The sequence below is a fragment of the Staphylococcus epidermidis genome, assembly GCF_006742205.1.
Lineage (GTDB): Bacteria > Bacillota > Bacilli > Staphylococcales > Staphylococcaceae > Staphylococcus > Staphylococcus epidermidis.
The window spans coordinates 1,585,933-1,599,960 of record NZ_AP019721.1 but is presented as its reverse complement, the minus strand read 5'-3'; the positions used below and the strand labels follow the sequence as shown (position 1 = coordinate 1,599,960).

Annotated in this window: 10 protein-coding genes; all 10 read left to right on the top strand. The window is 32.9% G+C overall.

Translation table 11 applies throughout. The features are described from left to right. Positions 1-13: 13 nt before the first annotated feature. Complete coding sequence (codY, locus tag FNL83_RS07775) at positions 14-784, top strand: GTP-sensing pleiotropic transcriptional regulator CodY (protein ID WP_002439506.1); 771 nt, start codon at positions 14-16, stop codon at positions 782-784. A 362-nt stretch (positions 785-1,146) separates the two neighbouring features. Continuing rightward, positions 1,147-1,935: a 30S ribosomal protein S2 gene (rpsB, locus tag FNL83_RS07770; protein ID WP_001832557.1), complete on the top strand. Its 789-nt coding sequence runs from the start codon at positions 1,147-1,149 to the stop codon at positions 1,933-1,935. 151 nt (positions 1,936-2,086) lie between these two features. Beyond that, entirely contained in the window at positions 2,087-2,965 is an 879-nt protein-coding gene (gene tsf / locus FNL83_RS07765) for a translation elongation factor Ts (RefSeq protein WP_002439509.1), read from the top strand. Between the two features lie 140 nt (positions 2,966-3,105). Further along, the gene (gene pyrH / locus FNL83_RS07760) at positions 3,106-3,828 is read left to right on the top strand and encodes a UMP kinase (protein WP_002439511.1); all 723 of its coding nucleotides are present in this window, start codon (positions 3,106-3,108) and stop codon (positions 3,826-3,828) included. A gap of 16 nt (positions 3,829-3,844) precedes the next feature. Beyond that, on the top strand, positions 3,845-4,399 hold the full coding sequence (gene frr, locus FNL83_RS07755) for a ribosome recycling factor (protein WP_001829472.1): 555 nt from the start codon (positions 3,845-3,847) through the stop codon (positions 4,397-4,399). Between the two features lie 220 nt (positions 4,400-4,619). Further along, complete coding sequence (locus tag FNL83_RS07750; RefSeq protein WP_001832561.1) at positions 4,620-5,390, top strand: undecaprenyl pyrophosphate synthase; 771 nt, start codon at positions 4,620-4,622, stop codon at positions 5,388-5,390. A gap of 3 nt (positions 5,391-5,393) precedes the next feature. Continuing rightward, positions 5,394-6,176, top strand: a complete 783-nt coding sequence (locus FNL83_RS07745; protein ID WP_001829499.1) for a phosphatidate cytidylyltransferase — start codon at positions 5,394-5,396, stop codon at positions 6,174-6,176. A 233-nt stretch (positions 6,177-6,409) separates the two neighbouring features. Next, complete coding sequence (gene rseP / locus FNL83_RS07740; protein ID WP_001829501.1) at positions 6,410-7,696, top strand: RIP metalloprotease RseP; 1,287 nt, start codon at positions 6,410-6,412, stop codon at positions 7,694-7,696. A gap of 18 nt (positions 7,697-7,714) precedes the next feature. Then, complete coding sequence (locus FNL83_RS07735) at positions 7,715-9,418, top strand: proline--tRNA ligase (RefSeq protein ID WP_001829513.1); 1,704 nt, start codon at positions 7,715-7,717, stop codon at positions 9,416-9,418. Positions 9,419-9,667: 249 nt separating this feature from the next. After that, entirely contained in the window at positions 9,668-13,978 is a 4,311-nt protein-coding gene (locus tag FNL83_RS07730) for a PolC-type DNA polymerase III (RefSeq protein WP_002456566.1), read from the top strand. The last annotated feature ends 50 nt before the right edge of the window (positions 13,979-14,028 follow it).

The window sequence follows — 14,028 nt, the reverse complement described above, 5'->3', positions numbered from 1 at the left end:
AAGGAGAAAAATTATGAGCTTATTATCTAAAACAAGAGAATTAAACACTTTATTACAAAAACATAAAGGTATTGCAGTAGATTTTAAAGATGTTGCTCAAACAATTAGTAATGTTACAGTTACTAATGTATTTATTGTGTCGAGAAGAGGTAAAATCTTAGGGTCTTGTTTGAATGAATTATTAAAAAGTGAACGCATTAAAGATATGTTAGAAGATCGACATATACCGCGTGAATATACTGAAGAGTTGATGAATGTTAAACAAACAGAATCGAATATCGATATTGATAATGAATTAACTGTATTTCCGCCAGAGAATAGAGAGGTATTTTTAAATAGTAGAACAACTATTTTCCCAATTTTAGGTGGTGGCGAAAGACTTGGTACGCTAGTCTTAGGTCGAGTTCAAGACGACTTCAATGAAAATGACTTAGTATTAGGAGAATATGCAGCCACTGTAATTGGAATGGAAATTTTACGAGAAAAACATAATGAAGTCGAAAAAGAAGCTAGAGATAAAGCTGCTATAACAATGGCAATCAACTCACTTTCATATTCAGAAAAAGAAGCAATTGAACATATATTTGAAGAACTTGGTGGTACAGAAGGTTTACTTATAGCTTCAAAAGTAGCTGACAGAGTGGGCATTACACGATCAGTCATTGTGAATGCTTTACGTAAACTTGAAAGTGCTGGTGTCATAGAATCACGTTCTCTTGGAATGAAAGGGACATTTATTAAAGTAAAAAAAGATAAATTCCTTGATGAACTTGAAAAAAAATAAGTAAAAGTTGCACTTGAAATGTTTTATTGAAATATTAGTAAATTAAGAGTAATATGCGAATAATGAATGGACTGATTTTTAACTTTTTCAGAAACCTATTACTTTATATGTTAGTTATCGCACTATACAATGGTTAGAGGAATTAAGAATGTTATTAAATAATCACCATCTTTATTGTTTTTAAAACAGAAATTCAATAATACAATTCATGTTATTGCTTTTATGCATTAAATATGATATATTAATTGACGGCTATAAAGCCAATACACACATAATCAATTTAAATATAGAGGGTGCAAATTAAATATTTGTCTTTATATCAGTTGATTATGGAGGTAAATAACCACTAGGAGGAATTTAAAATGGCAGTAATTTCTATGAAACAATTACTTGAAGCCGGTGTTCACTTCGGTCACCAAACACGCCGTTGGAACCCAAAAATGAAAAAATATATCTTCACTGAAAGAAATGGTATTTATATCATTGATTTACAAAAAACAGTGAAAAAAGTTGAAGAAGCATACAACTTTGTAAAACAAATCTCTGAAGAAGGCGGAAAAGTCTTATTCGTAGGTACAAAAAAACAAGCGCAAGAATCAGTTAAAGCTGAGGCAGAGCGTGCTGGTCAATTCTACGTTAACCAAAGATGGTTAGGTGGGATTTTAACTAACTACAAAACAATCTCAAAACGAATTAAACGTATTTCTGAAATTGAAAAAATGGAAGAAGACGGATTATTTGAAGTATTACCTAAAAAAGAAGTTGTTGAACTTAAAAAAGAATACGACCGTTTAATTAAGTTCTTAGGCGGTATTCGCGATATGAAATCAATGCCTCAAGCATTATTCGTTGTTGATCCTCGTAAAGAGCGCAACGCTATTGCTGAAGCTCGCAAACTAAATATTCCTATCGTAGGTATTGTTGACACTAACTGTGATCCTGATGAAATTGATTACGTTATCCCAGCAAACGATGATGCTATTCGTGCCGTTAAATTATTAACTGGTAAAATGGCAGACGCTATCTTAGAAGGTCAACAAGGTGTATCTAATGAAGAAGTAGCTGCAGAACAAAACATCAATTTAGATGACAAAGAAGAATCTGAACAAGCAGAAACAACTGAAGAAAACACTTCTGTTGAATCAAACTAAGAGATAGTTTAAATGGGTGATAAGATACTAATGCTTATCACCTTTTTTTAAAAATAAAATTAAATCATATTACTGTAATGGAAATATAACCTAAAATAATGCTAAAATTTAGGTATATCAATAATTACTATTTATATTGGAGGAATAATGAATGGCAATTTCAGCAAAACTTGTTAAAGAATTACGTGAAAAAACTGGCGCAGGAATGATGGATTGTAAAAAAGCGCTAACTGAAACTGATGGTGACATCGATAAAGCGATTGACTACTTACGTGAAAAAGGTATTGCAAAAGCAGCTAAAAAAGCTGACCGTATCGCAGCAGAAGGACTTGTACACGTTGAAGTAAAAGATAATGAAGCTGCAATCGTTGAGATTAATTCAGAAACAGACTTCGTAGCACGTAACGAAGGTTTCCAAGAATTAGTTAAAGAAATTGCTAACCATATTTTAGATAGCAAGGTAGAAACAGTAGACGCTTTGATGGAATCTAAATTATCTAGCGGTAAAACTGTTGATGAAAGAATGAAAGAAGCTATCTCAACAATTGGTGAAAAATTAAGTATCCGTCGTTTCTCTATCAGAACAAAAACTGATAATGATGCATTTGGTGCATATTTACACATGGGTGGACGTATTGGTGTGTTAACTGTAGTGGAAGGTACTACTGATGAAGAAGCTGCTAAAGACGTAGCAATGCACATTGCGGCAATCAACCCTAAGTATGTTTCTTCTGAACAAGTAAGCGAAGAAGAAATCAATCATGAAAGAGAAGTATTAAAACAACAAGCATTAAACGAAGGTAAACCAGAGAAAATCGTTGAAAAAATGGTTGAAGGTCGTTTACGTAAATATTTACAAGAAATTTGTGCTGTAGATCAAAACTTCGTTAAAAATCCAGACGAAACTGTTGAAGCTTTCTTAAAAGCTAAAGGTGGTAAACTTACTGATTTCGTTCGTTATGAAGTTGGAGAAGGTATGGAAAAACGTGAAGAAAACTTTGCTGAAGAAGTTAAAGGACAAATGAAATAATCTGTCATAAAGTTTAACAAGGAAGAAGACACCTCACACGTTTCCTTTTTATTAGCCTATTGTTAAGATAGCTGAAAGGAGACAATCGTGTCTTCTTTACTTATATATTTACATATTTTTACGATAGAGAGGATAAGAAAATGGCACAAACTTCTAAATATAAACGTGTAGTATTAAAATTGAGTGGCGAAGCTTTAGCAGGTGATAAAGGATTCGGCATAAATCCTATCATTATCAAAAGCGTTGCACAGCAAGTTGCTGAAGTTGCCAAAATGGATTGTGAAATTGCTGTCATTGTCGGCGGTGGAAATATTTGGAGAGGCAAAACTGGTAGCGACCTAGGTATGGATCGTGGTACGGCCGATTACATGGGGATGCTTGCTACTGTTATGAATGCTTTGGCATTACAAGACAGTTTAGAACAATTAGATTGTGATACACGTGTTTTAACTTCTATTGAAATGAAACAAGTTGCTGAACCATATATTCGTCGACGTGCAATTAGACATTTGGAGAAAAAACGTGTTGTTATATTTGCCGCTGGAATTGGTAATCCTTACTTCTCAACTGACACAACTGCTGCTTTACGTGCGGCTGAAGTAGAAGCAGATGTAATTTTAATGGGTAAAAATAATGTAGATGGTGTTTATTCAGCTGATCCAAAAGTTGATGCAAATGCAATTAAATATGAACATTTGACACATATTCAAATGCTTCAAGAAGGTTTACAAGTGATGGATTCAACAGCTTCATCGTTCTGCATGGATAATAATATTCCGTTAAATGTTTTCTCTATTATGGAAGAAGGTAATATTAAGCGTGCTGTAATGGGTGAAAAAATCGGAACATTAATTACAAAATAATTTTGAGGTGTAAAAAATGAGTGACATAATCAAAGATACAAAGTCTAGAATGCAAAAATCAATTGATAACTTATCTCGTGAACTTGCTAACATTAGTGCTGGTAGAGCAAACTCTAATTTACTTAATGGTGTTACAGTTGACTACTATGGTGCACCTACACCAGTGCAACAATTAGCAAGTATCAATGTGCCTGAAGCACGTCTATTAGTTATTTCACCATATGATAAGTCATCAGTTGCTGATATTGAAAAAGCAATTATCGCGGCTAATCTTGGGGTTAATCCAACGAGTGATGGTGAGGTTATTCGTATCTCTGTACCAGCTTTAACTGAAGAAAGACGTAAAGAATTAGTTAAAGAAGTTAAAAAAATTGGTGAAGATGCTAAAGTCTCAATTAGAAATATTCGTCGTGATATTAACGATCAGCTTAAAAAAGACGAAAAAAATGGTGACATTACTGAAGACGACTTAAGAAGTCAAACTGATGATGTACAAAAAGCTACAGATAATTCGATTAAAGAAATAGATCAATTGGTTGCCGACAAAGAAAAAGATATTATGTCAGTATAGGTATTTTATTATCGCAAACACTTTCATATTAGTATATTATCTAAAATGAAACATCTGTTAGACATTGAATATCTTCATAGTCTAAACTGTACCAACTAAGACTTTGGTACAGTTTTTTTATTTGCTTATTCAATGGAATAAATGAGTATGATAAAATGATAGATGATTGTTTAATTAACTAATATAATAAACAGAGACGATCAGGCTCGGAGGAAAGACCATGTTTAAAAAGCTGAAAAATAAAAATAAAACTGAGACAAACCATAATAATGACTTAGACATACATAATATACCTGAACATGTGGCTATTATCATGGATGGAAATGGGCGTTGGGCAAAAAAACGTAAAATGCCTAGAATTAAAGGCCATTATGAAGGTATGCAAACAATCAAAAAAATTACTCGCGAAGCGAGTGATATAGGTATTAAGTATTTAACATTATACGCATTTTCAACAGAGAATTGGTCTAGACCTGAAAGTGAAGTTAATTACATTATGAATCTTCCAGTGAATTTCCTTAAAACATTTCTACCAGAATTAATTGAAAAGAATGTTAAAATTGAAACAATAGGGTTTTATGAAGGTTTACCACAATCTACAATTGATGCTATTGATTTTGCTAAAGCTAAGACTCAGCACAATACTGGGTTAACTCTTGTGTTTGCTATAAATTATGGTGGACGAGCTGAGATTATTCAGAGTATGAAAGCAATATATAACGAATTACAATTAAACGGACAAGGATCTGAAGTGATTGATGAGGCGTTAATAAAGCGTCATTTAATGACTCATAGTTATCCAGATCCAGACTTATTAATACGCACTTCAGGAGAACAAAGAATAAGCAATTTCTTAATATGGCAAGCTTCATATAGTGAATTTATTTTTAATGAAAAGCTATGGCCAGATTTTGATGAAAAAGAGTTAAGAGAGTGTTTGAAAATATATCAATCACGCCAAAGACGTTTTGGAGGATTAAGTGAGGAGTAAAAAATGAAAGTAAGAACATTAACCGCGATTATAGCCTTATTAATATTCTTGCCCATCTTGCTCAAAGGTGGCTTAATATTAATGCTTTTCGCATTCTTATTAGCTTTGATAGCCTTAAAAGAACTACTTAATATGAATATGATCAAATTTTTATCTATACCTGGTCTGATTAGTGCTTTAGCCCTAATTATTATCATGTTACCTCAAGATGCAGGTGAATGGGTTCAAGTTATCCAACTTAAAGGTTTAATTGCTATGAGTTTCATAGTTTTAAGTTATACAGTGCTATCTAAAAACAGATTTAGTTTTATGGATGCTGCATTTTGTTTGATGTCTGTAGCATACGTAGGAATTGGCTTCATGTATTTTTATGAGACACGTTCTGAGGGCTTGAGATATATTTTATTTGCATTTTTAATAGTTTGGCTAACAGATACGGGTGCTTATATTTTTGGTCGCCTTATGGGTAAACATAAGTTATGGCCAGTCATTAGCCCTAATAAAACAATTGAAGGTTTCTTTGGTGGTATTTTATGTAGCATTTTAGTACCATTAGTGATGCAAATGTTTGTAGATTTACATATGAATATTTGGCTTTTACTATTAGTCACAATTGTTTTAAGTATGTTTGGTCAATTAGGTGATTTAGTAGAATCTGGGTTTAAACGTCATTTTGGTGTTAAAGATTCAGGACGTATACTACCAGGACATGGTGGTATATTAGATAGATTTGATAGCTTCATGTTTGTATTACCGCTATTAAATATTTTACTGATACAAACTTAAATTTATGAATTGTAAAATGAAATAGATGTTATAATGAAGGAGTTATTGAGATGTTGATTAGTGGTGAATATCTCTTAACTCCTTTTCAGCACTTATTGATAAACTGAAAAGATACAACAACACAAAATAATATGATATTAAGTATTAACATATTATAATATTTAATATTATCTATCGATTTAATTACTTAGATGATTTTTTAATTAAACATAAATTCATTAGAGGTGTAGAACATGAGCATTTTAATTACGATTATTTCATTTATCATCGTATTTGGTGTACTCGTAACTGTTCACGAATATGGACACATGTTTTTTGCTAAGCGAGCAGGAATTATGTGTCCTGAATTTGCGATTGGTATGGGTCCTAAAATTTTTAGTTTTCGTAAAGATGAAACATTATATACAATTCGTCTATTACCGGTGGGTGGTTATGTCAGGATGGCTGGTGATGGTCTTGAAGAACCACCAGTTCAACCAGGTATGAACGTAAAAATAAAGTTAAATAACCAAGACGAAATCACACATATAATTCTAGATGACCAACATAAATTCCAACAAATTGAAGCCATAGAAGTTAAGAAATGTGATTTTAAAGATGACCTATATATTGAAGGTATCACTTCTTATGATGATGAAAGGCATCACTTCACTATAGCGAAAAAGGCATTTTTTGTCGAAAATGGAAGCCTTGTTCAAATTGCTCCAAGAGATAGACAGTTTACACATAAGAAACCATTGCCAAAGTTTTTAACATTATTTGCAGGTCCGTTATTTAATTTTATTTTAGCTTTAGTTCTATTTATTGGATTAGCATACTACCAAGGTACGCCAACCAATGTCATAGGAGAAGTTGTGAAGAAATCTCCAGCTGATGAAGCTGGATTGCACAAAGGTGATAAAATAGTTCAGGTAGGTAATCATAAAATTAAAAATTTTGATGATATCAAACATGTTCTTGACCAAAATAAAACGGCGAAAACAACTGTAAAAATTAAAAGGGATGGCCAAAACAAGTCTGTAGATCTCCAACCTAAAAAAGTAGAGAGAAAGATAACTAAAACTAAAACTCAAACAACTTATCAAATTGGTTTTGCCCCTACTACAGAACACAGCGTTTTTAAACCAATAAGCTACGGTATTTATAACTTTTTCGATAAAGGTAAGCTTATTTTTACAGCTGTTGTTGGTATGTTAGCTAGTATATTTACAGGAGAATTTTCATTTGATATGTTAAATGGCCCTGTTGGTATTTATCACAGTGTTGATTCTGTTGTTAAATCTGGAATTATTAATTTAGTAGGATACACCGCTTTATTAAGTGTTAACTTAGGAATAATGAATTTGCTACCTATTCCAGCGCTTGATGGTGGTCGCATATTATTTGTACTATATGAGGCTATTTTTAGAAAACCAGTGAATAAAAAAGCGGAAACAGGAATTATTGCTGTAGGCGCACTTTTTGTGGTTATTATTATGATTTTAGTCACTTGGAATGATATACAACGGTATTTCTTATAAATAGGGAGGAAAAAGAGAATGAAACAATCTAAAGTATTTATACCAACGATGAGAGAAGTCCCTGCAGAGGCGGAAGCATTAAGCCATCGTTTATTATTAAAAGCAGGGTTAATTAAACAGAGTACAAGTGGTATATATAGTTACTTACCACTTGCTACACGTGTACTAAATAATATATCTAAAATCATACGTGAAGAAATGGAAAGTATAGATGCTGTAGAAATTCTTATGCCAGCTTTACAACAAGCAGAATTATGGGAAGAGTCAGGACGTTGGAGTGCATATGGTCCAGAACTAATGCGTTTAAAAGACAGAAACGGACGTGAATTTGCATTAGGACCTACTCATGAGGAAGTAGTCACTTCTTTAGTAAGAGATGAATTAAAATCATATAAACAGTTACCCCTTACTTTATTTCAAATTCAATCCAAATATAGAGATGAGAAAAGACCACGCTTTGGATTATTAAGAGGACGCGAATTTCTTATGAAAGATGCATATTCCTTCCATTCAGATGAAGCTTCATTAGATGCAACTTATCAAGATATGTATCAAGCATATAGTCGCATATTCAAACGTGTAGGCATCAATGCAAGACCGGTTGTGGCAGATTCAGGTGCAATAGGGGGAAGTCATACACACGAGTTTATGGCATTGAGTGAAATTGGGGAAGATACAATAGTTTATAGTAATGAGAGTGACTATGCAGCGAATATTGAAAAGGCTGAAGTTGTTTATCATCCTTCTCATAAGCATTCTGCACTTGCGGAATTGACTAAAGTTGAGACGCCCAATGTTAAAACAGCTCAAGAAGTTGCAGAATATTTAAAGAGACCATTAGATGAAATTGTAAAAACTATGATCTTTAAAATAGATGGCGAATTTATTATGTTTCTAGTTCGTGGACATCATGAATTAAATGAAGTGAAATTAAAATCATATTTCGGCACGGAACATGTTGAAATGGCTACTCCAGATGAAATTGTTAATCTTGTAGATGCCAATCCGGGGTCTCTTGGTCCTATTTTTGATAAAGATATTAAAATTTATGCCGATAATTACTTACAAGATTTAAATAACTTTGTTGTAGGAGCTAATGAAGATCATTATCACTATATAAATGTCAATATTGGTAGAGACTTTGATGTAACAGAATACGGTGACTTTAGATTCATTACACAAGGTGAGATGTTAAGTGATGGCTCGGGAGTAGCACAATTTGCTGAAGGCATTGAAGTAGGACAAGTTTTCAAATTAGGGACAAAATATTCTGAATCAATGAATGCAACTTTTCTAGATAATCAGGGAAAAGCTCAACCACTCATTATGGGCTGTTATGGTATTGGAGTATCAAGAACATTAAGTGCAATTGTTGAACAAAACAATGACGAGAATGGAATTATTTGGCCAAAATCAGTAACGCCTTTCGATATCCATCTAATTACTATCAATCCTAAAAAGGATGATCAACGTACTTTAGGTGATCAACTTTATCAAAAATTAATGGATTCATACGATGTTTTATATGATGACCGAAAAGAACGTGCTGGTGTTAAATTTAATGATTCAGACCTAATTGGGTTACCGGTACGAGTTGTTGTTGGTAAAAGAGCTGAAGAAGGTATTGTTGAGGTAAAACAACGCATTAACGGTTTAAGTGAAGAAGTGCAAATTGATGAATTAGAGTATTACTTACAAGAATTATTTAAGAATATTAAGTAAGTTGCAATAAAATTTTTGATAGTCAAATTGATATTAATAAAGAGCAGGAAAGATGATGAAACATAATTTTAAATCTAACCTGCTCTTCTTTATTGTATTATTTACTATTTGTTTTTCATGAAAATACGTGCAATCAGTAGTATAATATGAAACGAATTTATTTAGTGACTTTATGAGCAGTTGTAACATATCCAATGATGTTTAATAGTTTTAAATTTAGTATTAATTAAGGTGGTTATTATTTTGGCAATGACAAATCGAGAAAAGTTTAAAGTGCTTGCCGATCAAATAAAAATATCAAATCAACTAGAACAAGATATTCTTGAACAAGGTGAACTCACTCGTATAGATGTTTCAAATAAAAACAGAACATGGACTTTCCAAATATCACTCCCACATTTTTTATCTCATGAAGATTATCTTCTTTTTACACATGCAATTGAAGAAGAATTTAAAGAAATAGCTACAGTAGCAATTGATTTTTCAATTAAAGATACCAACAATCAAGATGAGTTTGCTTTAAAATATTTCGGACATTGTATTGATCAAACACGATTGTCGCCAAAAGTGAAAGGTCAATTGAAACAAAAAAAACTCATTATGAGTGGAAATGTTTTAAAAGTCTTAGTTTCAAATGACATTGAGAGAAATCATTTTGATAAGGCATGTAATGGTAGTTTGGTTAAAGCATTTAGACAGTGTGGCTTTGAAATTGATAAAGTCGTTTTTGAAACAGATTCAACAAATCACGATGATGACCTTGCATCGTTAGAAGCACATATTCAACAAGAAGATGAACAAAGTGCAAGAGAAGCAACTGAAAAATTAGAAAAAATGAAAGCAGAAAAAGCGAAACAACAAGATAATAATGAAAGTACAGTGGAAAAATGTCAGATTGGAAAACCAATTCAGATTGAAAATATAAAACCAATTGAATCAATTATTGAAGAAGAATTCAAAGTAGCTATTGAAGGTGTTATATTTGATATTAACCTAAAAGAACTTAAAAGTGGACGTCATATAGTTGAGCTTAAAGTTACTGATTACACAGATTCACTTGTATTAAAAATGTTTACAAGAAAAAATAAAGATGACTTGGACCACTTTAAGGCACTTAGTGTTGGTAAATGGGTTAGAGCTCAAGGTCGTATTGAAGAAGATACTTTTGTTAGGGATCTTGTCATGATGATGTCAGATATTGAAGAAATTAAAAAGACACCTAAACAAGATAAAGCAGAAGATAAGCGTGTAGAGTTTCATTTACATACGTCTATGAGTCAAATGGATGGTATTCCTAATATTAGTGCATATGTTGAACAAGCTGCTAAATGGGGGCACCAAGCTTTAGCAGTAACAGATCACAACGTAGTACAAGCTTTTCCTGATGCACATAATGCTGCCGAAAAACATGGTATTAAGATGATTTATGGTATGGAAGGTATGCTAGTAGACGATGGTGTTCCTATAGCTTATAAACCAACAGACCGTAATTTAAAAGATGCAACATATGTGGTGTTTGACGTAGAGACAACAGGTCTTTCTAATCAATATGATAAAATTATTGAATTAGCTGCAGTAAAAGTGCATAACGGTGAAATTATAGATAAGTTTGAACGTTTTAGTAATCCACACGAAAGATTATCTGAAACCATTATCAATCTTACACATATCACTGATGATATGTTAACTGATGCTCCCGAAATTGAAGAAGTGTTAACTGAATTTAAAGAGTGGGTTGGAGATGCTATATTTGTAGCTCATAATGCTTCATTTGATATGGGATTTATTGACACAGGATATGAAAGGTTAGGCTTTGGACCTTCTACAAACGGTGTAATTGATACACTTGAGCTTTCACGTACAATTAATACCGAATATGGGAAACATGGTTTGAATTTCCTTGCCAAAAAATATGGTGTCGAATTAACGCAACATCATAGAGCGATTTATGATACAGAAGCAACAGCTTATATTTTTATAAAAATGGTTCAACAAATGAAAGAACTAGGTGTGAACAACCATCTAGAAATTAATAAAAAATTAACTAATGAAGATGCATATAAAAGAGCTCGTCCATCTCACGTTACACTCATTGTTCAAAATCAAGAAGGTCTTAAAAATTTATTTAAAATAGTTAGTGCTTCATTAGTTAAGTATTATTACCGTACGCCAAGAATTCCACGTTCTCTTTTAAATGAATATCGAGAAGGGATCTTGATTGGTACAGCTTGTGATGAGGGTGAATTATTCACAGCAGTAATGCAGAAGGATCAGTCGGAAGTAGAAAAAATAGCAAAGTTCTATGATTTTATAGAAGTTCAACCGCCTGCGCTTTATCAAGATTTAATGGATAGAGAATTAATACGAGATAATGAAACGTTAACACAAATTTACAAGCGATTAATAGATGCTGGTAAAAGCGCTAATATCCCAGTGATTGCTACTGGTAACGCGCATTATCTATATGAACATGATGCTATAGCCAGAAAAATTTTAATTGCATCCCAACCAGGGAATCCATTAAATCGTTCAACATTACCAGAAGCTCACTTTAGAACCACTGATGAAATGTTAGATGATTTTCACTTCTTAGGTGAAGAAAAAGCATATGAAATCGTTGTAACAAATACAAATGAGCTCGCTAATAAAATTGAAAAAGTGGTTCCTATAAAAGATAAACTATTTACGCCAAGAATGGATGGGGCTAATGAAGAAATTCGTGAGTTGAGTTATTCTAATGCGAAAAAACTATATGGTGAAGATTTACCACAAATTGTTATAGATCGCCTTGAAAAGGAATTAGATAGTATTATTGGTAATGGCTTTTCTGTTATTTACCTCATATCTCAACGTTTGGTGAAGAAATCGCTAGATGATGGTTATTTAGTTGGATCGCGTGGTTCAGTTGGTTCTAGTTTCGTAGCAACAATGACTGAAATTACAGAAGTTAATCCGCTTCCACCACACTACATTTGTTCACATTGTAAGACAAGTGAGTTCTTTGATGATGGTTCGGTTGGATCTGGATTCGATTTACCAGATAAAAAATGTCCTACTTGTGGTAATGAATTAATTAAAGAAGGACAAGATATCCCTTTTGAGACATTCCTTGGATTTAAAGGAGATAAAGTTCCAGATATTGATTTGAACTTTAGTGGTGAATATCAACCTAACGCTCATAATTACACAAAAGTATTGTTTGGTGAAGATAAAGTATTTCGTGCTGGAACAATAGGTACTGTTGCTGAAAAAACAGCTTTTGGTTTCGTAAAAGGTTACTTAAATGATCAAGGTATTCACAAACGTGGTGCTGAAATTGATCGGTTGGTTAAAGGTTGTACAGGGGTCAAACGTACAACTGGTCAACATCCTGGAGGAATCATTGTTGTACCGGATTACATGGATATTTATGATTTTACACCGATTCAATTCCCAGCAGACGACCAAAGTGCAGCGTGGATGACAACCCATTTCGACTTCCATTCAATACACGATAATGTCTTAAAATTAGATATATTAGGACATGATGACCCAACGATGATTCGTATGTTACAAGACTTATCAGGAATTGACCCCAAAACTATACCAGTAGATGATAAAGAAACAATGCAAATATTTAGTGGTCCTGAGAGTTTAGGTGTTACAGAAGACGAAATATTATGTAAGACAGGTACATTTGGTGTACCAGAATTTGGTACTGGATTTGTACGTCAAATGCTTGAAGATACTAAGCCAACGACATTCTCAGAATTAGTTCAAATTTCAGGTTTATCTCATGGTACGGACGTTTGGTTAGGTAATGCACAAGAGTTAATTCGTCAAGGGATATGTGACTTATCTAGTGTGATAGGCTGTCGTGATGATATCATGGTATATCTGATGTATGCTGGACTTGAACCGTCAATGGCTTTTAAAACGATGGAATTTGTACGTAAAGGTCGTGGCTTAACAGATGAAATGGTTGAAGCGATGAAGGAAAATAACGTGCCAGATTGGTATTTAGATTCTTGTCGTAAAATTAAATATATGTTCCCTAAAGCTCATGCCGCTGCTTATGTACTGATGGCTGTAAGAATTGCATACTTTAAAGTACATCATCCACTATATTATTATGCAGCATACTTTACCATAAGAGCTTCCGATTTTGACCTTATAACAATGATTAAAGATAAAACGAGTATTCGTAATACAGTTAAAGATATGTATTCACGATATATGGATTTAGGGAAAAAAGAGAAAGATGTATTAACTGTATTAGAAATAATGAATGAAATGGCGCATCGAGGTTTTCGATTGCAACCGATTAGTTTAGAAAAAAGCCAAGCTTTTGACTTCATCATTGAAGGGGATACATTGATTCCTCCATTCATTTCAGTGCCAGGACTTGGAGAAAACGTTGCACAAAGAATTGTTGAAGCGAGAGAAGAGGGACCATTTTTATCCAAAGAAGATTTAAATAAAAAAGCCGGCTTATCTCAAAAGGTTATTGACTATTTAGATGAATTAGGCTCATTGCCAGATTTACCTGACAAGGCACAATTGTCGATATTTGATATGTAAGCATTTCTAATTACTAAATTGATATCATATATGTTCAATCATCTTTATTA